The sequence below is a fragment of the Celeribacter sp. genome (assembly GCF_048261515.1).
In the GTDB taxonomy this organism is placed as follows: domain Bacteria; phylum Pseudomonadota; class Alphaproteobacteria; order Rhodobacterales; family Rhodobacteraceae; genus Celeribacter.
On the sequence record NZ_JBLXFZ010000006.1, the window covers coordinates 13,229 to 37,044 of the forward strand.

At 60.7% G+C, this 23,816-nt stretch carries 16 protein-coding genes and 2 tRNA genes; 12 read left to right on the forward strand and 6 right to left on the reverse strand.

The features are described from left to right. Positions 1 to 49: 49 nt before the first annotated feature. The 3 genes from cas3 to ACN0SC_RS11420 form a co-directional block, all read right to left on the reverse strand. Positions 50 to 2,584, reverse strand: a complete 2,535-nt coding sequence (cas3, locus tag ACN0SC_RS11410) for a CRISPR-associated helicase Cas3' (protein WP_417249809.1) — start codon at positions 2,582 to 2,584, stop codon at positions 50 to 52. A 375-nt stretch (positions 2,585 to 2,959) separates the two neighbouring features. Next, positions 2,960 to 4,573: a tyrosine-type recombinase/integrase gene (locus ACN0SC_RS11415; RefSeq protein ID WP_417249810.1), complete on the reverse strand. Its 1,614-nt coding sequence runs from the start codon at positions 4,571 to 4,573 to the stop codon at positions 2,960 to 2,962. A 632-nt stretch (positions 4,574 to 5,205) separates the two neighbouring features. Continuing rightward, positions 5,206 to 5,295 (reverse strand) — tRNA-Ser (locus tag ACN0SC_RS11420). Between the two features lie 243 nt (positions 5,296 to 5,538). Between ACN0SC_RS11420 and ACN0SC_RS11425 the strand changes: the two genes are divergently transcribed. The 8 genes from ACN0SC_RS11425 (at position 5,539) to ACN0SC_RS11460 (ending at position 15,028) form a co-directional block, all read left to right on the forward strand. Continuing rightward, on the forward strand, positions 5,539 to 6,456 hold the full coding sequence (locus ACN0SC_RS11425) for an SPOR domain-containing protein (RefSeq protein WP_417249811.1): 918 nt from the start codon (positions 5,539 to 5,541) through the stop codon (positions 6,454 to 6,456). 99 nt (positions 6,457 to 6,555) lie between these two features. Further along, a complete protein-coding gene (locus ACN0SC_RS11430) occupies positions 6,556 to 7,755 on the forward strand; it encodes a D-alanyl-D-alanine carboxypeptidase family protein (RefSeq protein ID WP_417249812.1) in 1,200 nt (399 codons plus the stop codon). Positions 7,756 to 7,780: 25 nt separating this feature from the next. Then, positions 7,781 to 8,401, forward strand: coding sequence for a dTMP kinase (tmk, locus tag ACN0SC_RS11435; RefSeq protein ID WP_417250052.1), 621 nt, complete (start codon positions 7,781 to 7,783; stop codon positions 8,399 to 8,401). After that, positions 8,398 to 9,558 carry a DNA polymerase III subunit delta' gene (locus ACN0SC_RS11440; RefSeq protein ID WP_417249813.1) on the forward strand — a complete coding sequence of 387 codons (1,161 nt, stop codon included), beginning with the start codon at positions 8,398 to 8,400 and terminating at the stop codon, positions 9,556 to 9,558. The genes tmk and ACN0SC_RS11440 overlap by 4 nt, the downstream gene beginning before the upstream one ends. 51 nt (positions 9,559 to 9,609) lie before the next feature. Further along, the gene (locus tag ACN0SC_RS11445; protein WP_417249814.1) at positions 9,610 to 10,419 is read left to right on the forward strand and encodes a TatD family hydrolase; all 810 of its coding nucleotides are present in this window, start codon (positions 9,610 to 9,612) and stop codon (positions 10,417 to 10,419) included. Beyond that, entirely contained in the window at positions 10,416 to 11,213 is a 798-nt protein-coding gene (locus ACN0SC_RS11450) for an MBL fold metallo-hydrolase (protein ID WP_417249815.1), read from the forward strand. The genes ACN0SC_RS11445 and ACN0SC_RS11450 overlap by 4 nt, the downstream gene beginning before the upstream one ends. A 3-nt stretch (positions 11,214 to 11,216) precedes the next feature. Beyond that, complete coding sequence (locus tag ACN0SC_RS11455) at positions 11,217 to 12,155, forward strand: AEC family transporter (protein WP_417249816.1); 939 nt, start codon at positions 11,217 to 11,219, stop codon at positions 12,153 to 12,155. Positions 12,156 to 12,484: 329 nt separating this feature from the next. Further along, complete coding sequence (locus tag ACN0SC_RS11460; protein ID WP_417249817.1) at positions 12,485 to 15,028, forward strand: Hint domain-containing protein; 2,544 nt, start codon at positions 12,485 to 12,487, stop codon at positions 15,026 to 15,028. Positions 15,029 to 15,127: 99 nt separating this feature from the next. Here ACN0SC_RS11460 and ACN0SC_RS11465 read toward each other — a convergent pair whose 3' ends face one another. After that, the gene (locus ACN0SC_RS11465; RefSeq protein ID WP_417250053.1) at positions 15,128 to 16,054 is read right to left on the reverse strand and encodes a LysR substrate-binding domain-containing protein; all 927 of its coding nucleotides are present in this window, start codon (positions 16,052 to 16,054) and stop codon (positions 15,128 to 15,130) included. A gap of 133 nt (positions 16,055 to 16,187) precedes the next feature. Between ACN0SC_RS11465 and katG the strand changes: the two genes are divergently transcribed. Then, entirely contained in the window at positions 16,188 to 18,356 is a 2,169-nt protein-coding gene (gene katG, locus ACN0SC_RS11470; RefSeq protein WP_417249818.1) for a catalase/peroxidase HPI, read from the forward strand. A gap of 415 nt (positions 18,357 to 18,771) precedes the next feature. Here katG and ACN0SC_RS11475 read toward each other — a convergent pair. Both ACN0SC_RS11475 and ACN0SC_RS11480 read right to left on the reverse strand, forming a co-directional pair. Continuing rightward, positions 18,772 to 18,858 (reverse strand) — tRNA-Leu (locus tag ACN0SC_RS11475). Positions 18,859 to 18,993: 135 nt separating this feature from the next. Further along, entirely contained in the window at positions 18,994 to 20,313 is a 1,320-nt protein-coding gene (locus tag ACN0SC_RS11480; protein ID WP_417249819.1) for a peptidoglycan-binding domain-containing protein, read from the reverse strand. Between the two features lie 323 nt (positions 20,314 to 20,636). Between ACN0SC_RS11480 and lipB the strand changes: the two genes are divergently transcribed. The 3 genes from lipB (at position 20,637) to ACN0SC_RS11495 (ending at position 23,806) form a co-directional block, all read left to right on the forward strand. Further along, the gene (gene lipB / locus ACN0SC_RS11485; RefSeq protein ID WP_417249820.1) at positions 20,637 to 21,284 is read left to right on the forward strand and encodes a lipoyl(octanoyl) transferase LipB; all 648 of its coding nucleotides are present in this window, start codon (positions 20,637 to 20,639) and stop codon (positions 21,282 to 21,284) included. Between the two features lie 130 nt (positions 21,285 to 21,414). Beyond that, positions 21,415 to 21,819 (forward strand): c-type cytochrome, encoded by a 405-nt coding sequence (locus tag ACN0SC_RS11490; RefSeq protein WP_417249821.1) that lies wholly within the window; start codon positions 21,415 to 21,417, stop codon positions 21,817 to 21,819. 328 nt (positions 21,820 to 22,147) lie between these two features. Next, positions 22,148 to 23,806: a cytochrome c oxidase subunit 1 gene (locus ACN0SC_RS11495; RefSeq protein ID WP_417249822.1), complete on the forward strand. Its 1,659-nt coding sequence runs from the start codon at positions 22,148 to 22,150 to the stop codon at positions 23,804 to 23,806. Positions 23,807 to 23,816: the final 10 nt, after the last annotated feature.

Genomic DNA, 23,816 nt, shown 5'->3' on the forward strand with positions numbered 1-23,816 from the left:
ACACTACACGCCTAGATGAAATCCGAAATTTAGTAACCTGTAAACCCGTTCATTTTGCTTCTGTGGCAGCTTTGGTAGCGGTAAAGATCAGGCCAGTATTACGCGAATATCTTAGCCCCTCGCAAATTTCCCCATGTTCGCCAACCGGACAAAGCCTCATCTCCCGACGCTTCCATTCAGGCCAGTCCTCGATAACGGCTTGAATTTCCGGCGCTTCCTGATCTGGCAGATCCAGTTGATCCAGAAGGGAGCGACGCGCGCTGACCTCAGAGAGCGTCCAAGCCTCGATCCCATCGCCCTTGGCCCAAGGACGCAGCACACTACCCTCGCGGCGCGCCAATACCAAAACACGCTGCTCCTCACCCAGACGAGTAGGATAGTCCACATCATCGTCGCCTCGCCCGCCATCACGATAACCGCGCGAGAAGTCCACGATGTTTTGACCTGCAAGGCCACGCTTAGCCGCCCAATCGCCTATCTGCATCACCTCGTCCTCAACCAGCACATCGGGGAGGTCAATGGCTCCATCCCCATGCACCGCTTCAATCAGCGCTCGCAGCCCCGAAGGAGCGATGATGCGGCCCGTGTCGAAAAGTACCCGCGCGGTGCGCCAGCATGTGCTGACGGGATAAACGAAAGCTCCCTTGCCCATCACCCCATGCAACCAGTACAAATCCTGAACCTCAGCGGGATCAGGCGAGACAACATGCAATAAAGGCGCAGGCACGGGGCGCGTCTCAGCAGGACGACAATCCATGTGGCGCCACAACCGGCCAGCGCGCTGCACCAGCGCGGCCATCGGGGCGAGGTCGCTCACCATCACGTCAAAATCCAGATCCAGAGAGGATTCCAGCACCTGCGTACCCACCATCACCTGGCCCGCGCGCCCTCGCCCGTCCTTGCCGAATCGCGCGCGCATAGCGGCCTCTACCCGCTTGCGGTCACACAGCGCCATCCGAGCGTGCAACAAGGCCGCGTCAATTCCCACTGCCCGCAGCGCCTCGACCGCGGCAATGGCGTCATCCACCGCGTTGCGCACCCAGACACAGGCCGCCCCCTGACCGCAAGCTTCGACTAGCAGGTGTACAGCGTCCTCCGCCGTCCCCAGCCGAGCGACGCGCACTTCTCCCCGTACGCCGGTTTCTTGCGGCAGATCGGTCGCCACCGCGCCGCCTGCAATAGTCAGCGCAGGATACGCCGGATCGTCGGACGCGCCATCATAGGTGTCAAGAAGTCGCTTCCTCTGGTTCAAAGGCAGGGTCGCCGTCAACAGGATGGCCGAACCACCTTGCGCACGGTGCGCCCTCAACAGCGCCTCCAATTGCGCCGCCATGTAAGGTTCGCCGACCTCATGCACCTCGTCCACGATCAGGATCTTCGATGACAACCCCCAACCCCGCAGTGTCTGGAACCGCACGGGCAGCGCAGCCATCAGAGCTTGGTCGATTGTGCCGACACCCACATCCGCCAAAAGCGCCCGCCGTGTCCCATTGCGCAACCATTCAGTGCAGGTCGACGCATCAGGGCTCGAGGCAACATGCGCCGAAAGATCGGGCAATGCCAAAAAATCCTTCGAAATGCCCGCTCGACCATGGGCCAGCGTCAACGTCGGAGATTCATCAAACAAGCGACCGACGACTTCAGCACTCCGCGAAAACATCGCATCCGCCGTGACCATCGTCGGCAAGGCGAAGTAGAGTCCTTTACCCTTTCCTGCGAGCAACATCCGCTGCGCCAGCAACAATGCCGCCTCGGTCTTGCCCGCACCAGTTTCGTCTTCAATGACAGCAAGTATCGGACCACTTGGCAAGGGCAATTCAGCAGCTTTCTGCTGCATCGGCCGTAGGCTGAAGTCGAACAACGGGCCATCACACGCGCGAACCCCGCCCAGCCCCGCCTCGGCCACAGCGCGGACGGCTCGGCTGCGAGCCAGTACTAGATAGTTCGCCAGAGAATGCTCCGGCGGCTCCGTCGGAAACCAATTGGTATTCGAGCCGATCCAATCCGCCACCGTGCAAAGCCCAGCCAACCACCAACTGAGCCATTTTGTATCGGCGAGAGACAGCCCCTCAAGCGATGCCTCAGGCCAAAGTGCGGCCAGTGCCTTAATGTGCTGCCGTGCAGGCTCAGTACCGCTACCAACACAAGACAGGGCACGAAAAAGATCGTTGCGTGACCTAGAACGCACGGGCAACCGTCCAAGGTCGAGATCCGACGGCCGACCATGATGCCCCGCCACGGCGCCATAAAGAACTTGGCGTCGGCGTGGCTCGCTACCTAGGGCGCGGCCGAGAAGATCATCGTTCTGATAGAGAATCGCCTCGCTCAACATCCAGTGGCGATATTTCTGAGGCACACCCCTTTGTAGCATGTTCCAAAACTCGTCACTGACCTTTCCGATATCGTGCAACGCGATTAACAGTACCATCGCTTCTCGAAAGCCTCGCCCACCTGCGTAATCGCGCAAAAGCACCTCGGCTACGGCAGCAACGTCAATCATGTGATAGGCACAGCACTGCGCGACACCGGTGGGCTCCGATGGGCTTTTCGCTGGCCATTCCGAAAGGTCTTCCAAACGCAACATGCTTCCCCCCATAGCACTGGCGCCCCATGCTCCGACTTAACCAAAAATTGCCCCATCAATGCAACCGACCGTGGGGCACAGGTTAATAGCGAACTGGAAACCAAACACCCTAACCCTGCATACCTTGCGGGAACGCCAATTGGGAAAAACCGGTCGCGGGAGAAGATACCTGACAAGTCCGCCAAAACATTGGCTGACACCAGTACCACAAGACGATGATCTGGAGGATAAAGTGTACAACTTCGACGGCCCGCCCTACATATTTCAGGCGCTACTTAGTTCTGATTAGCAACCGTTGAATTCAGCTCGTACGAGACTTCTATCCATAATACCGGCCGGAACCTAGCCTCCTGCCTGGAAGGTTCGGGCAACTTCTCACTCAATCACCTCACCCTTCTTCGTTTCATCGTTAGAGTTCAGTCCTTGCTGAAATGACAGAAAAACGTCCCAGATTTCTTTCGCGAACTCTGCCTGCAAACCATCGTAGGGCTTTAGATCTGCCGCTCCGTCAGTTTGTCCCTGTCCCGTTTGGGCCTGCCCTACGGACTGCAGTGTTGCGCCGACCTTTTTTCTGTCCATCCGTCCATAGTAGCGCTCGGTGGTGACGATTTCGTCGTGGCCAAGGTTCTGCGACCATGCCTTGTGCTCCTCGTAAGTGGTGCAAAGCTCCCCACCTAGAGCAACGAGCATATCACGTGCCGAATGGGGCGTGTAGGCCGCCCCCACCGACTTACTGGCAATGGCAAAGGCCTCTGTCGCAACCCTGGGCGTTCGGCGCACACTGAATGCGGAGGCGGCGCGCGTGCCGTCGACCAGTTGCTTCAGGTCCGCATCGAGCGGGAAGAGCGCGTCCGAGGGGCGCAGACCATGCCCATCAAGTGATCGAACGAAGGTGCTCAGGCAATCCTCAAAGACATCGGGTATGTCAAACCAATAGACAACAAAGCTCTTGCCGTTCTTGGCGCGCATGTGGCCGGCGTCCTGTCGCACTGTCTTTCTGTCGATATCCAAGTCTCTGCGCAGCAAGGAGGTCACAGCCCCCGCACGCAACCCCGTCAGACAAATGAGCGCAAAAAGCGCCTTGCGAAGCGCCTCATGGGGCTCTGCGTCTGGCATGCCCGCCAGCATCTCGACCGCCTGCTCGATCGTCGGATAGGGGCGCTCACGCTCAATACCGCGCTGCGCAAACTTTTTTGGAAGTTGCAGGGCTTTTATAATGTTGCGATTGAGGTGCTTTCCTGCGGGCTCATCCAGAAGCCACGAGAGGAATTTGGCCACCTGTGACGCCCTGTGGCGCACGCTGGAGGTCGAAAGGCGCCCAGTTTCCTGAAGCCTTTTGAGATGCTCGCGAAAGGATGCGCAATCCTCGATCTCCAGATCTCCGAAGGGTTTGCCAGATAGGAAATCCTCGAAATTCCGAATTGCGTGCAGGTAGGCGTCCACTGTCGCGCTCTCCAGATGGCCTGCGCTCACCTGCCAATCGTAGATCAGACGATCATTAGGACTGGGAGCCTTGGCGCGCAATGCCTCAAGATTTTTCCCAATATCACCCCGCGTTCCTGCTTTACCTTCGTCTGGGTACTCTGGGGTGGTATTGTTTTTAAACGCCGCCGCTACAGTGTCGTATTCCGTCTCATCCAGTATCTTGGTGACAGGACGAGTGCAATCTGGACAGCGGGCTTTCGAAGGCGTCGAGCGGTCTTCGCCAAGCACGATCGTGGACATTTCGGGGCGAACGCGCGACTTGCACACCAGGCACAACATCTCGCCGGGTCGTAGGGGCTGCCGCGAGGCGGCGTGCCGTTCCTTATGGAAGCGAAGCAATTCACTCCCGCGGAAAACGTGGGGTGTGCCACAGGGTGAGGGACGCAGTCCGTCCTTGATCCAGTTGCTCAGCGTATTCGGGTGGATGTTATACAGCTGCCGTACCTCGCTGGAGGCGTAGACTTTGTTCTCGCGGACACGTGTCGTGTGAAAGGCACGTTGCATTATTCGCTCCCCTCATCGCCTGTATTAGCTTTGCCGTCCCAGCTAAGGCTTGTCTCATAGGCGATAAGATCCACCAGGGCCCAGCGCGTCGTGCCGGGAAATATCTTTATGGGAGAGGGAAATGGTGACCGCGCATCCGCCGCGTGGCGCCATACTGTCGGAACAGAGCAACCAAAACGCGCGGCCACTTCGCGAACGGTGAGATAGGCTTGACCTGCAGGTGGCTTCTTTCGCGTCGGATCGAGAGGTGAGGACGGTGTTTGGCGGGGCAAATCCCCGTCAAGACCTGCGTTGCCGTCCTTGGGGGGCGTGGCACTGCTCTCGAACAGGCTCAACTGATCAGAGCGCGTCGCCTTCTTGGCGGATGTAGCGGAGAGAGAACGTCTGCGTTGCATAGGTGCACCCTTCCTTTCTGGAAAGATTGCAGCACATCCTATGCCTGAATTTCGAAGAGGGTCCCGCAGGACCGAAGTGATATCGCCCACGTAAGACAAAGCGATACCGAACGATGTCACCTGATTTGAAACGTGTCAACCACTCAAAAGCAAAACAGAAATGTGGGGCTGAATGTGGGGCTGGCGTTTACCGAAATCAGGAAATGTAAGTAATAACAATACGCTAACAGGAGTTTATGGCGGAGGCTCAGGGATTCGAACCCTGGGGACGCTTTCACGCCCGTCGGTTTTCAAGACCGGTGCATTCGACCACTCTGCCAAGCCTCCGCTGGGCGACACCTTTAGCGACCCTGTTTCGATTCAGCAAGAGCGGTTGCGAGGTTCGTTGCATCTGGGGCGCTTTGCTGTGGTATTGCCGAAATTCGCCCATCATTTGCAGCAGGGCTTTCCAGCCGCGCCTGCTCTCGCTAGACTGCGCGCAAGGACCGTAGGGCACTATAAGCCCGCGGGCACGAGCAGTTGACCCGTCAGGCACGATTTGAACGGGAGAGGGATCAAGGGGCATAGGCAATGGCACGCACGGGCACGGGGCAAAAACTCGCCCTTTTACTGGCAGGGACCATCACGTTAACCGCATGTGAAAGCACCCAGTTGGGCGGCTTTTTCGACAATCTCAAACCGCAAGGCGGGGCAGCAGAAGGCGCAACCTCCGCGCCTGTGGGTTCCACATCTACCAAACTGGTCGAGCGTGACGTCGAGGCTCCCGAAGTCTTTCAGGTGACGGACAAAGGGCTTTGGGACGGGCGTCCGTCGCTGGGCGGTGTCTGGGTCGCACATGCCGATGTAACCGATCCCGAACGGGTCATTATCCGCAACACGGCCAACGGCAAATTCGTGATCGGCGCGCTGTTCAAGCGCGAAGTGACCGCCCCGGGCCCTGGCATTCAGGTGTCCTCTGACGCCGCCGAAGCGCTTGGGATGCTCGCTGGATCGCCCACCGAATTGAACGTCACCGCGCTGCGCCGCGAAGAGGTCGCGCCCGCCGTGGCTCCCACAGATGCGACCGCCGCCCCTGCGCAAGCCGAGGCACTTGCCTCCGAAGGGATTTCCGCGACCACGCTGGACGGCGACCCGATTGCCGAAGCCGCCGCAGCACTTGATGCGATCGACCGCGAAGGGGCCACATCCTCAAGCGCGATCGGCGCGCAGACGGCACCAGCGCCCAAACCCGCAAAGACCGCTTCCAGCTCTTCGCTGAACAAGCCCTACCTGCAAATCGGCATCTTCTCGGTGCAGGGCAATGCCAACCGCACCAAGGAAATGCTCGCCTCCCAAGGCGTGATCGCCACGATCAAGCAGGGCGAAAGCGCGGGCAAGAAATTCTGGCGCGTTGTCGCTGGCCCCGCCAACAACACATCCGAGCTCAAGGCACTTCTCGCGAAAGTGAAGAAGGCGGGCTTCACGGATGCCTATGCGGTAACGCACTAAGGGGTGTCGGACGGCGCTCGCCGTCCTGCGCTTCGCTTTGCATTATTTGATCTGCGGCCCCAGTGCCCGCAACAGGCCAAGAAAAGGACACACCGCCCGATGATCCGCTTCCTCGCCCGCCTCGCGCCCGTCGTGACCACGCTTATCGTGCTCGCCCTGCCCGCCAGCGCCTTTGAAACCCGCGCCCGCGCCGCATGGGTCTACGACCTGTCGACGGAAACCCTACTGATGTCGAAGGAGGCGCAAACCCCGTTGCCGCCTGCGTCGATGTCGAAACTGATGACGCTCAACATGCTTTTCGAGGCGCTGCGTGACGGGCGGGTAACGCTTGATACGCAATTCTCCGTCTCGACGCGGGCAAAGAACATGGGCGGCTCGACCATGTTCCTCAACGAGACCGATCGCCCAACGGTGGAGGAACTCATTCAAGGCATCATCGTTCTGTCAGGCAATGACGCTTGTGTGGTCGTGGCCGAGGGGCTGGCGGGCACAGAGGACAATTTCGCCCGCCTGATGAATGACCGTGCTGCCGCTCTAGGAATGGACAATTCCACCTTTGCCAATGCAAGCGGCTGGCCCAACCCGAACCAGCGCATGTCGATGGAAGATCTGGGCCTTCTCGCCACGCGGCTGATCACCGAATTCCCCGAATACTACGGCTATTTCGGGCAGCTTGAATTCCCCTATGACGGGCGCGCACCGCAAAACCGTTTCAACCGCAACCCGCTTCTGAAGCTCGGCATCGGCGCGGATGGTCTGAAAACAGGCCATACACAGGAGGCGGGCTACGGTCTTGTCGGCTCCGCCACCCAAGGCACGCGCCGCATCGTGTTTGTCATCACGGGGCTGGCCTCGGAAGCCGAGCGCGCACAAGAAGCAGAACGGATCGTTAACTGGGCCTTTCGCCAGTTCGCCGAAAAGACCGTGACCGAAGAGGGTCACGAATTCGCCCGCGCGCCTGTCTGGATGGGCACGCAAACGGATGTGGGTCTTGTAGCTGGCGAAGATGTGTCGCTGCTTCTGCCTGGCTCGCAACTGGGCACTCTTACGGCGGAAGTCGTCTACACTGGCCCCTTCGTGGCGCCGATCATGCAGGGCGACGTGCTGGCCGAACTGGTCGTGGCACGCGACGATCTGCCTGTGGCGCGTATCCCGCTTGTGGCCGACCGCACCATCGAGCGCGGCGGCATCGTTCCGCGCCTGCGTACGGCGGCGTCGGTTCTGGCCGAACAGTTCAAAAACGCCGAAGCCCTTGGTGGCGCCATGAGCGACGCCCCCGCCGAGACGGCAACCCAATGAGTGAGGACAGGCGTCAGTGACCGCGATGTTCATCACGCTCGAAGGAATCGACGGATCGGGCAAATCCACCCAAGCCAAGCTGCTCGCCGAGGCCCTGCGCACGCAGGGTCATGACGTGATCCTGACCCGCGAGCCTGGAGGCTCCAAGGGGGCCGAGGAAATTCGCGCGCTGGTGCTGGAGGGTGATCCTGACCGATGGTCGCCCGAGACTGAAATTCTACTGTTTACGGCGGCGCGACGCGACCACCTCGAAAAGACCATTCGCCCTGCCCTCGCCAATGGCCAGATCGTGATCTGCGACCGTTTCGCGGATTCCACCCGCGTGTTTCAAGGCGTCACGCGCGGCGACTTACAGGACAAGGTCAACCGCCTCCACGCGGAGATGATTGCGATCGAACCCGATCTGACGCTGCTGTTTGACATGGACCCCGCCGTTGGGCTGGCCCGCGCCAAAGGACGTCAGACCGCCGAGGAACGGTTCGAGGATTTCGGCGCAGAGTTTCAGGAGAAATGCCGCGCGGCCTTTCTGGACCTCGCACGCGACAACGCCCGTTTCACAGTGATCGACGCAAGCCGCGACATCGACGCCATCGCGACCGACGCGCTGGACGCCGTGACGGCCCGCCTTAGCAAGACGCGCCCATGAGCACAAAGGTCGATACCATGGAGGCTCCGCCCGAAGCTGACCGCGCCGCAGGTGCCCCACATCCGCGCGAGACGCTTCACCTTTTCGGCCAGTCACGCGCTGAAGCCGACTTTCTCGATGCTTTCAACGCAGGTCGCCTGCATCACGCATGGCTCATTTCGGGGCCGCGTGGGGTGGGCAAAGCCACCCTGGCATGGCGCATCGCGCGCTTCCTTCTCACCCAACCCATCGACAGCGAGGCAGTAGGCGGCGGGTTATTTGGCGAGGAGGCCGCACCTCCTGCCGCAGATCGCCTAGACATCGACCCCGACAGCCCCGTCTATCGCCGTTCCGCGCAACTCGCCGAGCCGCGCCTGTGCCTGATCCGCCGCGCATGGGATGCCAAGAAGGGCAAACACGCCGCGCAGATTTCGGTCGAGGAAGTGCGCAAGCTCAACACCTTCTTCCAGATGTCCGCCGCGGATGGTGGGCGTCGCGTGGTGATCGTGGATGCCGCCGACGAGATGAACCCGTCAGCCGCAAACGCCCTTCTCAAAACGCTCGAAGAGCCCCCCAAAGGCGCCACGCTTCTGCTGGTCTCGCATCAGCCTTCGCGCCTCTTGCCGACGATCCGATCACGTTGTCGCCCGCTTCGTCTCGCCCCGCTCGGCCCCGAAGACCTCTCCGCTGCCCTTGACGCCGCAGGCTTTGATGCCGCAGATCATTCCCACGCGCTCTCCGAACTGGCGGGCGGATCGGTGGGGGAGGCATTGCGATTGTCCAATCAAGGCGGCGTAGACACCTACGGCGAGATCGTCGCGCTCATGGCGACCATGCCCGATCTCGACCGCCCTCGCCTTCTGGCACTGGCCGAAAGCTGCATCGGCGCGGCCAATGTGGACCGCTATGACCTCGTGTGCCGCCTGATCGACCGCTTTCTCACCCGTCTGGCCCGCACGGGCGCAGGACGCCCGCCCCTAATCGAAGCCGCCAAAGGCGAGATCGAGCTTATGCGCAGGCTGGCCCCAGAGGGCCACGCGGCGAAGGCTTGGGCGGAATTGCAACAGACCCTTTCAGCCAGAGCGGCCCATGCACGGGCCGTCAATCTTGACCCTGCCGCGCTGATCCTTGATATGGTATTCGAGATCAACACAATTGCGTCCCGTGTTGCGGCCTGAGGTTCTGCCTGCTGCGCGCTCCAACGGCGGCCAGCATTCGGATAGGCTCTAATGACCACGCCCCCGCGCATCACCGACAGCCATTGCCACCTCGACTTCCCCGACTTTGACGACGACCGCGATGCCGTCATCGCGCGCGCCATGGAGGCGGGTGTGCACAGGATGGTCTCGATCTGCACGCGCCTGCGTCAGGCCGATCAGGTTCGCGCCATTGCCGAAAATTACGCGCCTGTGTTCTGGGCTGCGGGAACCCATCCCATGTCCGCCGCCGAAGAGCCGCTGGCCACGGTTGAGGAAATCACCGCGCTGGCCGAGCACCCGAAATTCGTGGCCATTGGCGAAACGGGGCTGGATTACCACTACACCGCCGAGAGCAAGGACATCCAGAAAGAGAGCTTGCGCATCCACATCGAGGCGGCGCGGCAAACGGGCCTGCCCTTGATCATCCACGCGCGCGATGCCGATGCCGACATGGCGCGAATCCTCACCGAGGAGCACCGCGCAGGGGCCTATAATTGTGTGATGCACTGCTTCTCGTCGTCGCGCGAACTGGCCGAGGCGGTGCTGGACCTCGATTTCTACCTGTCGATGTCAGGGATCACGGCCTTTCCGAAATCGGAAGAGTTGCGCGAGATTTTCCGCGACGTGCCGCAAGATCGCATTCTGGTCGAAACCGACAGCCCCTATCTCGCGCCCCCGCCCCACCGAGGCAAGCGCAACGAACCCGCTTATGTGGCCAAGACCGCCGAGAAGGCCGCCGAGACCTTCTGGATGGATTACACGGATCTGGCCGAACTGACCGAGATGAACTTCGACCGCCTCTTTGCCAAGGCCGCCCGCTATAAGGCTGCTGCCGAATGAGTGCGCGATTTACCATATTGGGCTGCGGCTCGTCTGGCGGGGTGCCGCGTATCGGAGGCATCTGGGGAGCCTGCGACCCGCAGAACCCGAAAAACGCCCGCCGACGCTGCTCCGCTCTCGTCGAAAAGCTCGGGCCCGAAGGGGTCACGACGGTGCTTATCGACACAGGCCCCGACATGCGCGCGCAGCTTATCGACGCGGGTGTGACGAAACTTGACGGGGTGGTCTATACCCATTCGCACGCCGACCACGTCCACGGGATCGACGACCTGCGCCAGATCGTGCACCTGACCAAATCCCGCGTGGATGTCTGGGCCGACAAGGTCACGCAGAATGATCTGATCTCGCGCTTTGGCTATGTCTTCGTGCAGCCTGACGGGTCGAATTATCCGCCCATTCTCAACCTCCACGGGATCACGGGCCCCGTCACAGTCGAAGGTGCAGGTGGGCCATTAACGCTGACGCCTGTGGAAGTGGAACACGGCCAGATCAACGCCCTCGGCTTCCGCATTGGCGATCTGCTCTACCTGCCCGATGTCTCCGATATTCCAGACAGCGCCGCGCCGCATTTTGCGGATCTCGGCACCTTTGTGATCGACGCGCTGCGCTACGACCCGCATCCGAGCCACGCCCATCTCGACCGCGCGCTGGAATGGATCGACCGTTTCGCCCCGGCGCGCGCCGTGCTCACCAATATGCACATCGACCTCGACTACGTGACGTTGGACAACGAGACCCCCGCCCATGTCACCCCCGCCCACGACGGGATGGTGATCGAAATCGGCGGAGCCTAGAGAATGCAGGCGCTCTTCGAGGTTATCCTTCCCGTTTTTCTGGTGATCGGCTTCGGCTATCTCGCCGCATGGAGGAAGTGGATATCCGAGAACGCCATAGACGGTGTCATGCACTTTGCGCAGAACTTCGCCGTGCCCACGTTGTTATTCACGGGCATCGCAGGGATTGATCTGGGCGAGACCTTCCACCCGCCGCTTTTGCTGTCCTTCTACGCAGGCGCGTTCAGCGGGGGGCTTTTTGCCTTTCTGGGCGCGCGTTACGTGTTCAAACGCACCGCCACCGACAGTATCGCCATCGGCTTTGTCGGCCTGTTTTCCAACGGCGTCCTGCTCGGCGTCCCGATCACCGAACGGGCCTTTGGTACGGATGCGCTGGCGTGGAACTTCGCAATCATCTCGCTCCATGCACCGATACTCTACGCAGTCGGGATCACGCTGATGGAAGTGGTCCGCTCCACGGGGCAAGGGCTCTCCGCCCTCTCGCTTATCCGCCAGATCACCACCTCCGTCCTACGCAATCCGCTCATCCTCGGGATCACTGCAGGCTGGTTCGTCAATGTCACGGATACGAGCCTGCCGACAACCGTTTGGGACGCGGTGCACATGATGAACAGTGCCGCCATCCCCGCCGCGCTTTTCGGACTTGGCGGTGTGCTGCGTCGATATCGGCCCGAAGGGGATATGCGCATGATCGTCTGGGCGATTACCGCCTCTCTGATCGTGCATCCGCTGGTGACATTCAGCCTTGCGAAGTGGGTCTTCGCACTCGACACGAACGCGATGCGCTCGGCGACGGTGATGGCCGCGATGGCCCCTGGCGTCAATGCCTACCTCTTCGCCAGCATGTATGGGGTGGCCAAACGGGTCGCGGCCTCTGCTGTATTGCTTGGCACGGCGATGGCCATGGTCACGGGCTGGTTCTGGCTCAGCGTCCTGCCCTGACATAGCCCGCCACGGCGCGCCCAACCCCTCGGATAGACCAACGCCGAGGTGGGTTGCAATCTGGCGTGGCGCAATGCGCATATCGGCAGAATGCCCGCTAGGACACTTGCTTGTGCGAAACGGCTTCACACGCGGCCCGCATGCGCGCCACGTCGCAAGAAATTGCATCAGCTTTAGACCGTTTGGACAGAAATCATCTGGCAAGCGTGGATATTCCACAAAATGAACATAATTGGACGGGACAAGGCGGCCCCGCCCAGATGCGCAGAACGCGTCGAAAGGGGACCAGCAACATTCCCCGTGCTTAAGAGCAGAAGAGAGAGCAGCCCATGGCAACCCGTGTTGTCCAATTTTACAATTTCAACCCCGCAACATTCTTCGGAACAAGCGGGTCGGGCACCTATGTCTACAACGAGGAACGCAGCCCCTCGGGTGTTGCGACCATCAATGACACGGGCACGGGTGTAGACTACGACGCATTCGACGACGATAACGCGGGCGAAAACTCCACCACGGGAACGGTCACGGTGGGCGGCTCGACGTCGACCAATGTCAAGGTCGACAACGAAGCACAATGGACCATCCGCGACACGGTAACGGGCGAGACCTTTCAGGTCGCCCAACTCGACGTCGAAAGTGGCGGCGCATCTGGTCAATATGCGCTTTCCGAACGCCCCCTGATCGAAGGCCGATCCTATGAGGTTGTCGAATACGACAGCTTCGTGGTTGCTTCGAGCGGCGACACCTCCTTCACATGGTCCGATTACAGCGGCGTTTTCGACGGCACCTCGGACGATGACACAATGGCCCCTGGTGATACGGATGCGCAGGGGGACGTGCTTGACGGCACCTCGCCAACACCTTCCGTACTGAGCTGGGAAGACGTTCTCGGCTCAAGTGACATTATGGGCGGCGGTGGCTCGACAACCATTAACGGCGTCAAGGTCGATTACGCCGTGATCGACCATGGCCCCGGCCTCTACGCGGTTGAAACCTCGGAAACCGCATACGAGTCGAATATCTACACCGCCACGAACGAAGACTTCGACCCCACCAGTTCGCTCTTCCTATTGGGTGACAATACGGTCGGACAAGGCACTGGCTCGGACACTGCAACACTCACGCTCGACTTCTCCGCGGACGATCCATCAAGCGGCACCTCGGATTCGGTCCAGAACGTCTCCTTCCGCATCGCCGACATCGACGAGGCGGCCTTTACCGACGTTATCACCATCACCGCCTACGGGCCTGATGGCGTCACCGAAATTTCCGTGACCCTCACCCCCGGTTCGGCCATGTCGCAATCGGGCAATACGGTCGTAGCGGATTCAGGCGGCACTGCCCCTACGCAAGCCGCGGGCTCGCTTCTGGTCGAGATCGACGGCCCCGTTTCGCGTATCGAAGTCTACTACGGCAACCTCGCGACATCCCAACAGGGCGTGCTGATCTCCGACATCCACTTCGACGCGATCACCGAAGGTGCCGCCGATGTCGTCGAGGCAGGCGATGGCGACGATATCATTGATACGGGCCTTCAGGACGATATCGTCTACGCAGGCGCGGGCAACGACACGATCACGGGCGGCGCGGGCGACGATACGCTCTACGGCGAGGAGGGCGACGACACCTTCATCGGTGGCGAAGGCGCGGATACCCATTTCGGCTCATCGGGTCAGGACACCATCGACTATTCCGATTCCGATGCCGCCGTGAACGTGGATCTCACCAACGGCACCTATTCGGGTGGCCACGCCGAGGGCGACAGCGGCTCGGGCATCGACGGAATCATTGGCTCGGACTACGACGACACGCTGATCGGTTACGATGGTCAGGGTGAAGGTGCAGACGCCTTTACCAACGTCCTCGACGGGGGCGCGGGTGACGACTACATCGACGGGCGCGACGGCGACGACATCCTCTATGGCGGCGACGGAAACGACACCATTCTGGGTGGCGGCGGCGATGACCAGATCGACGGCGGCGCGGGCGACGACACAATCTACGGTGGCGCAGGCGCAGATAGCATCCAGGGCGGTGCTGGCGACGACACCATCTACGTCGGTGGCGGTGACAGGGCCGATGGCGGCAACGGCAACGACACCTTCATTTTCGATCCGTCGGAAATCAACGGCGACATGATCACCATCAATGGATCGGAAACCGACGACAGCGATACGGGTGACACGCTCGACCTCAACAGCCTCGGTGATCTCTTTACCCCTGGCTCGATCACCTATTACACGCCCGACCAAGAAAACGGCACGCTCACACTGACCAATGGCACGGTCGTCAACTTCTCCAATATCGAGACGATCATCTGCTTCGGACGCGGCACGCGGATCGAAACCCCCTATGGGCCCCGCAAAATCGAAGACCTACGCGCGGGTGATCTGATCCTGACCTTGGACCACGGCCCGCAACCGCTGCGCTGGATCGGCTCGCGCGAAGTGCCCGCCGAAGGCCGTTTCGCCCCCATCGAAATCGGCGCGGGTGCAATCGGAAACGATGCCGCCCTCACCGTCTCACCCCAGCACCGTATGCTTCTGAACGGGTGGCGCGCGGAAATCCTGTTCGACACGGACGAGGTCTTTGCCCCCGCGAAGTATCTGGTCAACGACAGCACGATCCGCCGCCGCACAAGGGGCACGGTCGAGTATTTCCACATGATGTTCGACACGCATGAAGTGGTCTTCTCGGAAGGCGCGCCCTCCGAAAGCCTCTACCCCTCCGAGCAGTCGCTTGGGGCGTTGACCGAAAGGGCGCGCGAGGAAATCTTCGCCCTCTTCCCCGAGTTGCGCGCCCTGCCCTATACCAACGTCCCGACCGCACGCCGCTGCCTCAAGGAACACGAGACACAGCTCCTGATAGCTTAAGAGAGCGGCGCGGGGATCTGACCAAGCGCGATGGCATCAAAAGACCGCCCGTTTGAACGGCCTGTCTCGAACGCCCGTTGGGATGGACGGGCCCGTCCATTAAGTCTCCACCATACGCGCCTCCCCCGCCGCGATTGCGGCGGCGGTGGCTTCGCGCACCAGTGGCACGATCTCGGCCAAGCGCGCGCCAAGCGGATTGGTTTTTCGCCAGACCATACCGATGGTTCGCGTGGGCCGCGGGTCCGAGAGGTGGGCGACACTGACTGGGGCCGCGCGGGTCTCGGTCGCAACGGCCATCTGCGGCACCAGCGTCACACCGATCCCCGCGCCGACCATCTGCACAAGCGTCGAAAGCGACGAGCCCTCCATCATGTCGCGCGGGCCACGGCCCCCCTTGGCGCAATAGGACAGTGCCTGATCGCGGAAACAATGCCCCTCCTCCAGTAGCAGCAACCGCATTTGGCGCAGGGTCTCGGGATTGGGTACGGCGCGGTCGGCATCGCGGGCGTGGCGCACCAGAACGAACTCCTCCTCGACAATCTCCACCTCGTGCAGCGCAGGTTCCGACACAGGCAAGGCCATAAGCGCGCAGTCGAGCCGCCCGTCGACCAGCTCCGCAATCAGGCTTTGCGTCACCGTCTCGCGCGGACGGGGATCAAGGTCGGGATAGCGCGCCGCCAGATCCGTGATCAGACGCGGCAGGATATAGGGCGCAATCGTCGGGATCACACCGATCCTGAGCGGCCCCGCAAACCCCTCACGCGCCCCGCGCACCATATCGCCCAATGCATCGACATCGCGCAGGATTGCCTCCGCCGCCTCGGCAAACCGCGCCCCCAGATCGGTGAGCCGTATCTGCCGCGCACCACGCTCGACCAGAGGCGCACCGATCAGCGCCTCCAACTCGCGGATTTGCACCGACATGGCAGGTTGCGAAATCGACACCTCGTCGGCGGCACGGCCGAAATGGCGTTGGCGGGCAAGCGCCGCAAAATAGCGCAGGTGTTTTAGGGTAAGTGCGTTCAGAACATTTCCTGTCATAACCTATGGTTATCATAGCAATTAGGTCTTTTCAATTTTCATAATGATGCACTTCCCTTACTCTCCCAGCATCAAGTCATTGCGCGGGCACGGCCCTGCGTCACACAGGAGAGATACGATGGACGGCAACGATATGGGTGGCAAATGCCCCGTCATGCACGGCGCGAACACGATGAATAAGGCCACGAACACGTCATGGTGGCCCAATGCGCTCAACCTCGACATTCTGGCCCAACACGACACACGCACGAATCCGATGGATGCGGACTTCGACTACCGCGAAGCGGTGAAAGACCTCGATTTCGACGCGCTCAAAGCCGATATGCACAAGCTCCTAACCGACAGTCAGGACTGGTGGCCTGCCGACTGGGGTCACTACGGCGGCTTGATGATCCGACTGTCTTGGCACTCGGCAGGGTCTTACCGTCTGGCCGACGGGCGCGGTGGCGGCGGCACGGGCAACATCCGTTTCGCCCCTCTGAACTCATGGCCCGACAACGCCAGCCTCGACAAGGCGCGGCGCCTGCTCTGGCCGCTCAAGAAGAAATACGGCAACAAGGTCAGCTGGGCCGACCTGATCGTTCTGGCGGGCACCATCGCCTATGAGAACATGGGGCTGAAAACCTATGGTTTCTCCTTTGGCCGCACGGACATCTGGCACCCTGAAAAGGACACTTACTGGGGCGCGGAGAAGGAATGGCTGGCCCCTTCCGACGAGCGTTACGCTGATGTGGACAAGCCCTCCACCATGGAAAACCCGCTGGCCGCCGTGCAGATGGGGCTGATCTACGTGAACCCCGAGGGCGTCAACGGCAAACCCGACCCCGCGAAAACCGCCCTGCAAGTGCGCGAGACCTTTGCGCGCATGGCGATGAACGACGAAGAAACGGCCGCACTCACGGCGGGTGGTCACACTGTGGGCAAGACCCACGGCAACGGCGATGCGGGTGCGCTGACCGCCGAACCCGAAGCCGCTGGGTTGCACGAACAAGGCTTTGGCTGGACCAACCCCGCAATGGAAGGGAAAGCAGCCAATGCGGTGACATCGGGCCTTGAGGGCGCATGGACGACCGAGCCGACGAAATTCGACATGGGCTTCTTCGAGATGCTCTTCGGCCACGAATGGGAATTGCGCAAATCGCCCGCAGGCGCGTGGCAGTGGGAACCCGTCGACATCGCTGAAGAGGACAAACCCCGCGATGCCTCCGACCCGTCAAAACGCCACAACCCGATGATGACGGACGCCGATATGGCAATGAAGGTCGACCCGATCTACAACGAGATTTGCCAGAAGTTCATGGCCGATCCCGAGTATTTCAAGGAAACCTTCGCCCGCGCGTGGTTCAAACTGACCCACCGTGATCTCGGCCCGAACACGCGCTACATCGGCCCCGATGCCCCCAAAGAGGATCTGATCTGGCAAGACCCGATTCCCGAAGGCAGCACAGGCTATGACGTGGACGCGCTGAAGGCGAAGATCGCCGCAAGCGGGTTGAGCGTGGCCGAAATGGTCGCAACCGCATGGGACAGTGCGCGGACCTTCCGCGGCTCGGACTACCGTGGCGGCGCGAATGGTGCACGTATCCGTCTGGCCCCGCAAAAGGACTGGGAAGGCAACGAGCCCGACCGTCTGGCCAAGGTGCTCTCCGTTCTGGAACCGCTGGCCGCCGAGGCGGGTGCGTCGATTGCGGACACCATCGTGCTTGCAGGCACGGTCGGTCTGGAACAGGCGCTCAAGGCGGCGGGTCATAGCATCGACGTGCCCTTCACACCTGGTCGCGGGGATGCCACCGATGAGATGACGGACGCGGAGAGCTTCGCCGCGCTGGAACCTCTGGCCGATGGCTTCCGCAACTGGTCGAAAAAGGACTACGTGGTCTCACCCGAAGAGATGATGCTCGACCGTGCGCAGCTGCTCGACCTGACCGCCCCCGAAATGACCGTTCTGGTCGGCGGGATGCGCGTGCTGGGCACCAACCACGGCGGCTCAGCGCATGGGGTCTTCACCGACCGCGTTGGTGCCCTGACGACAGACTTCTTCGTCAACCTCACCGACATGGACTACAGCTGGCATCCGCTCGACGATGGCACCTATGAAATCCGTGACCGCAAGACGGGCGCGGTGAAATGGACCGCGACCAGCGCCGATCTGGTCTTCGGCTCCAACTCGGTGCTGCGCGCCTATGCAGAGGTCTATGCCCAAGACGACAACGCGGAGAAATTCGCCCGCGATTTCGTCGCCGCATGGACCAAGGTGATGGAGGCCGACCGCTTCGACCTGCACTGATCCAAGCTGTCAGGCAAAACGATCCCGCTGGCCACGCGCTGGCGGGATTTTTCGTATGTCGGTGTTGACGACTTAACGTGCTACCGAACTGCTAAGAGAGTCTGGATCGAAAACTTCCCGATCTTCCTCGTCTGCGGAAACGCCGACGAAAGCAAAGATGATCTACCCTTATATCTGGAGGTCTACGCCCTCGTGGACACCTTCACCGCCGAGCAATTCGTGCGATGGAACGGGCTGAACGCAGTGATTTATGACTTCGGCATGGGCATTACAGGCGTAGGGTGCTTTAGCTGGGGAAAATAGGACGGCCTTTGCAACCTGCTGCCCGAGACTTTGAACACAACGACGCCCACGCAGATTTTCCCGTCAGTTGTGACGAGACATAGGGCAACCAGTGATTTCTCTAGGGAGTAAATGGTGCGGTCGAGAAGACTCGAACTTCCACGGGTGTTACCCCACAGCGACCTCAACGCTGCGCGTCTACCAATTCCGCCACGACCGCACTGTCTAGGCTTGGTGAGGGGCTATCTAACGAAGCAGTTGAGGGAAGTGAAGAGGAAAATGAAAAGAGAGGCGGTTTTTTTTCGCCTCTCTCAAGCGCCCACTAAAACGGGCGGGATCGGGACCGTGGATCAGGTCACTCGGTCACGGAAAACGCGGGCAGCGCCGTTCCCGATGCCGGCACCACGGGTGTGGGCGCAGCTTGCACTCCGCTCAGCGACATGGACGCCTTGCGCAAAAGCCCCTGACGTTCGGGCTGACCAGGTGCGAAGACCGCAGGCAGGCCCGCCTCGATGGCCTGAAGGCTGTCCTCATACCATGCCTGTGCCAGATCGGGGCGCTGCGTGGCGCCGACGCCTTGGCTCAGGTGGTGACCCAGCAACTCGCCATAGGCCCGCTCGCCAAGCGCCACCAGAAGCAGCGAGGAGGCCAGCGCGACATCCATATTGTCGGTGCGGTAGCCGACCGAAAGACAGATCTTCGCCGTGCCCGCAAGCTGCGCGGGGGACATGCCAGAACCCAGGACGAAGGCCGAGGTATCGGTCAGCACTTCCGCGCGCGGTTTGATTGACAAGGCAGCGACCTGCGCGGTCATGGTAGGCGCAAGCCCCTCACATTGCGCGGCGATCTGTTGCGGGGTGAATCCCTGCACCTTGGAGATCAACTCCTCGCCCTGCGAAATCGCGTAGGTGCGCGCGAGGCAGAATTGCTCGTTAAGCGCCTGATTGGGATCGCTCATCGATGCCTCGGTGACAAATCCGCCGTTGGTATTGGTCAGCAGCGACACCTTGTTGCAATGGGAGGCGAGCGAAATAGCCGCGCCACCGCCAAGGAAGTTCGGCATCGCCTCACCCTGTGCCGCCGCAAAGGACGGCATCGTGCCCTGCCCGCTTTCGGGCGTTGCGGCGACGGTGGTGGTTGTCGCGGTGCCTGTCGCGGGTGCGGCGGGATTGACGACGACGGTGGTTGTCGAACCGACAGCCCCCGCAGGAGAACTTGCCGCCATTTCAGCGCGGAAGGTCTTGAGCAACCCGCGCGTTCCGTCAGGGCTCGCCGCGACCAGTTGCACGGTCTGCGACCCGCCCGCCTGCGCGCGGTTATAGGACGAGATCAACAGTTCCTGCTCAAACGGCGTCAACTGCCCCGTCACAGGGTAGCCAAGGTAGGCCTGATAGGAAGAGATGGCGGTGCGGGACTTGGCTCCGAGCTGTCCGTCCACCGTGCCCGCATTGAACCCGAAGTAGTTCAGCGAGGCCTGAATTTCCTTGCCTTCCTGCGTCGAGGGCAAGCGCGGTCGGTAGGTCCGCGTGGTTTTCTTGTTCTGGTTGGCGGCCGCACCAAGCAGCCCACCGATAATGGCACCGGCAACAAAATCATTTCCCGCGTCCACCCGTGCGGTGGTTCCCATCAACATGGCTGCGGCCAAACCGGCGGAGATAAAGTGTTTCAAACGCATAGCGTCCCCCGTTTACTGTTAATGGCAAAATCCTAGCATGGGTCCGCTTACCTCCGAGCAAAAACTGCCAATATGGCAAATTTTGCGCTAACATCTGTGCCATCAAGCACAAAGGCAGCGGATCAATTATGACCCTCCATGATTACGCACAAAACACCCCGCGAATCCCCCGCGTCGCATCAGGGCGGCAGCGCTAGACAAATGCGCCCTGCCCGTGCCATGTGCTCTGCGTGAAAACGAAAGGCTGTCGATCCTCGCGCCCTTTCGATCCGCGCCAAAGTGAAGAAACGCAAGGAGGCGGGCCTTTTGCCCGCGTGACGCCCATGGTCGAGTGGAAAAATTCCGAAGGTCTCACCGATTACGACACGGCGGTTGCCACGATGGAAGCGCGCGCCGAGGCCATTGCCAAGGGTGAAGCCGAGGAGCTGATCTGGCTCGTAGAACACCCGCCGCTCTACACCGCAGGCACCTCCGCAAAGATCGCAGACCTCGTCGACCCCGACCGCTTCCCCGTCTATGAGAGCAAACGCGGCGGACAATATACCTACCACGGACCAGGTCAGCGCGTGGCCTACGCCATGCTCGACGTGGGCAAGCGCGGCAAGGACGTGCGCAAATTCGTGGCCGACATGGAAGCATGGGTCATTGCCGCTCTGGCCGAATTCAATGTGCAGGGCGAGATTCGCGAAGGCCGCGTGGGCGTCTGGGTCGTGCGCGACGACAAACCGCTCACCGCAACAGGCGCGAAGGCGGAGGACAAAATCGCCGCCATCGGATTGCGCATCCGTAAATGGGTGTCTTTTCACGGATTGTCGATCAACGTTGAGCCCGACCTGAGCCATTTCGACGGCATTGTCCCCTGTGGCATCACCGAACACGGCGTAACATCGCTTGTCGATCTTGGCCTGCCTGTGACAATGGATGACGTAGATGTTGCCCTAAAACGCGCATTTTACGAGGTTTTCGACTGATTCCTGCGGGCGCGCCGAGCCATGCATCTGGCTAAAGGCAGGTTTGCCCCTGCGACAATCCTGACCTATAAACCAACCCGAAAACCTGTATGTTCACCGCCACGAAAACAAAAGCACACGGAGACACATAATGAATAAACTTTTCGCACTGACTGCCGCAGCTCTTCTCGCCACCTCCGCAGCCGCCTCTGCGGGCGATGCAGCTGCCGGCGAGAAAGATTTCCGCAAGTGCAAAGCCTGCCACACCATCGCCTCGGCTGACGAGACCATCATCAAGGGCGGCAAGACCGGCCCCAACCTCTACGGCGTGATCGGCCGCACCGCAGGCACCGTCGAAGATTTCCGCTACGGCGACAGCATCGTAGCCGCTGGCGAAGCAGGTCTCGTGTGGACCGAGGAAAACCTCACCGAATATGTCGCCGACCCCAAGAAATTCCTCTCCGACTACCTCGGCGAGAGCGCAAAGTCGAAAATGACTTTCAAGCTGAAAAAAGGCGAGAACATCGCAACCTACCTCGCCTCCGTAGCCGAGTAAGCGACAAAACATACCCCAAAGAAACGCCGCTCCCCCGTCGGGCGGCGTTTTGCTTTTGAGGACGCTGTCTCGGATTTACGCACAGCGTTCCCCACATCTTGCCCTCCTGTCTCGGCAAAAGCGCATAGCCCACCCCCTCACACACCATTTTTCTTGCGCGTGAGACGCGTTGACACATTGCGCGGGCGCGCGGGAGCCTCTAAGACGTATTCCAATTCCGCCATCTGGACTTGGAATCCGTTCGGGTTTTTGGGAAAGATAGGGGGAGAAACGCTGATACGCACTGAACTTCGCACCACTACAACGCACTGAAAATCGGGAGGACCGCATGGCAGACGCAGCCATTCACGGCCACGAGCACGAGGATAACCGGAGCTTTTTCCAGCGCTGGTTCATGTCCACGAACCACAAGGATATCGGTATCCTCTATCTGTTCACGGCGGCTGCCGTGGGCTTTATCTCTGTTTGCTTCACCGTCTTCATGCGCCTCGAGCTCATGGAACCGGGTGTCCAATACATGTGTATGGAAGGCCTCATGGCCAACCCCTGCACGCCCAACGGCCACCTGTGGAACGTGATGATCACCTATCATGGCGTGCTGATGATGTTCTTCGTCGTCATTCCCGCGCTCTTCGGGGGTTTCGGCAACTACTTCATGCCGCTGCAAATCGGCGCGCCCGATATGGCCTTCCCGCGCCTCAACAACCTCTCCTACTGGCTCTTTGTCACGGGTGTGGCGCTTGGCGTGGCTTCGATGCTCGCCCCGGGTGGTAACGGCCAGCTTGGCTCTGGTGTTGGCTGGGTGCTCTATCCACCGCTATCGACCAATGAGGGCGGCTATTCGATGGACCTTGCGATCTTCGCGGTTCACGTCTCGGGTGCCTCCTCGATCCTCGGTGCGATCAACATGATCACCACCTTCCTCAACATGCGCGCACCGGGAATGACGCTGTTCAAAGTGCCGCTGTTTGCATGGTCGGTTTTTGTCACCTCGTGGCTGATCCTTCTGTCCCTGCCCGTTCTGGCAGGCGCGATCACCATGCTGCTGACCGACCGTAACTTCGACACGCAGTTCTTCCAGCCGGGTGGCGGTGGCGACCCGATCCTCTACCAGCACATCCTGTGGTTCTTCGGTCACCCCGAAGTCTACATCGTGATCCTGCCGGGCTTCGGTCTTGTGTCCCACATCATTGCCACCTTCTCGCGCAAACCCATCTTCGGCTACCTGCCGATGGTCTGGGCACTGATCGCGATCGGGGCTCTTGGCTTCGTCGTCTGGGCGCACCACATGTACACCGTTGGCCTGTCGCTTTCGCAGCAGTCCTACTTCATGCTGGCCACCATGGTCATCGCCGTGCCCACAGGGGTTAAGATCTTCTCGTGGATTGCGACGATGTGGGGCGGCTCCATCGAGTTCAAGACGCCGATGCTCTTCGCCTTCGGCTTCCTGATCCTCTTCACCATCGGCGGCGTGACAGGCATCGTTCTGTCGCAGGCTGGTGTGGACCGCGCTTATCACGACACCTACTACGTTGTGGCGCACTTCCACTACACCATGTCCATGGGTGCGGCCTTCACCATCTTCGCCGGTATCTACTTCTACATGGGCAAGATGTCTGGTCGCCAATACCCCGAATGGGCAGGCAAGCTGCACTTCTGGATGTTCTTCGTGGGCGTCAACCTGACCTTCTTCCCGCAGCACTTCCTGGGTCGTCAGGGTATGCCGCGTCGTTACATCGACTACCCCGAAGCCTTCGCGCACTGGAACTACGTTTCCAGCTGGGGTGCGATGCTCTCCTTCGCGTCCTTCGTGTTCTTCATCGGTGTCGTGTTCTACACGCTGATCGCAGGTAAGCGCGTGACCGAGAACAACTACTGGAACGAATATGCCGACACGCTGGAGTGGACACTGCCCTCCCCGCCGCCCGAGCATACGTTTGAAACGCTGCCCAAGCGTGAGGACTGGGACAAGGAACACGCGCACTAAGCGTCCCTAC

Excerpts from the sequence above, each read along its gene's own strand:
- cas3 (WP_417249809.1), bottom strand. The coding sequence starts at position 2,584 with ATGTTGCGTTTGGAAGACCTTTCGGAATGGCCAGCGAAAAGCCCATCG.
- ACN0SC_RS11415 (WP_417249810.1), bottom strand. The coding sequence starts at position 4,573 with ATGCAACGTGCCTTTCACACGACACGTGTCCGCGAGAACAAAGTCTAC.
- ACN0SC_RS11425 (WP_417249811.1), top strand. The coding sequence starts at position 5,539 with ATGGCACGCACGGGCACGGGGCAAAAACTCGCCCTTTTACTGGCAGGG.
- ACN0SC_RS11430 (WP_417249812.1), top strand. The coding sequence starts at position 6,556 with ATGATCCGCTTCCTCGCCCGCCTCGCGCCCGTCGTGACCACGCTTATC.
- tmk (WP_417250052.1), top strand. The coding sequence starts at position 7,781 with ATGTTCATCACGCTCGAAGGAATCGACGGATCGGGCAAATCCACCCAA.
- ACN0SC_RS11440 (WP_417249813.1), top strand. The coding sequence starts at position 8,398 with ATGAGCACAAAGGTCGATACCATGGAGGCTCCGCCCGAAGCTGACCGC.
- ACN0SC_RS11445 (WP_417249814.1), top strand. The coding sequence starts at position 9,610 with ATGACCACGCCCCCGCGCATCACCGACAGCCATTGCCACCTCGACTTC.
- ACN0SC_RS11450 (WP_417249815.1), top strand. The coding sequence starts at position 10,416 with ATGAGTGCGCGATTTACCATATTGGGCTGCGGCTCGTCTGGCGGGGTG.
- ACN0SC_RS11455 (WP_417249816.1), top strand. The coding sequence starts at position 11,217 with ATGCAGGCGCTCTTCGAGGTTATCCTTCCCGTTTTTCTGGTGATCGGC.
- ACN0SC_RS11460 (WP_417249817.1), top strand. The coding sequence starts at position 12,485 with ATGGCAACCCGTGTTGTCCAATTTTACAATTTCAACCCCGCAACATTC.
- katG (WP_417249818.1), top strand. The coding sequence starts at position 16,188 with ATGGACGGCAACGATATGGGTGGCAAATGCCCCGTCATGCACGGCGCG.
- ACN0SC_RS11480 (WP_417249819.1), bottom strand. The coding sequence starts at position 20,313 with ATGCGTTTGAAACACTTTATCTCCGCCGGTTTGGCCGCAGCCATGTTG.
- lipB (WP_417249820.1), top strand. The coding sequence starts at position 20,637 with ATGGTCGAGTGGAAAAATTCCGAAGGTCTCACCGATTACGACACGGCG.
- ACN0SC_RS11490 (WP_417249821.1), top strand. The coding sequence starts at position 21,415 with ATGAATAAACTTTTCGCACTGACTGCCGCAGCTCTTCTCGCCACCTCC.
- ACN0SC_RS11495 (WP_417249822.1), top strand. The coding sequence starts at position 22,148 with ATGGCAGACGCAGCCATTCACGGCCACGAGCACGAGGATAACCGGAGC.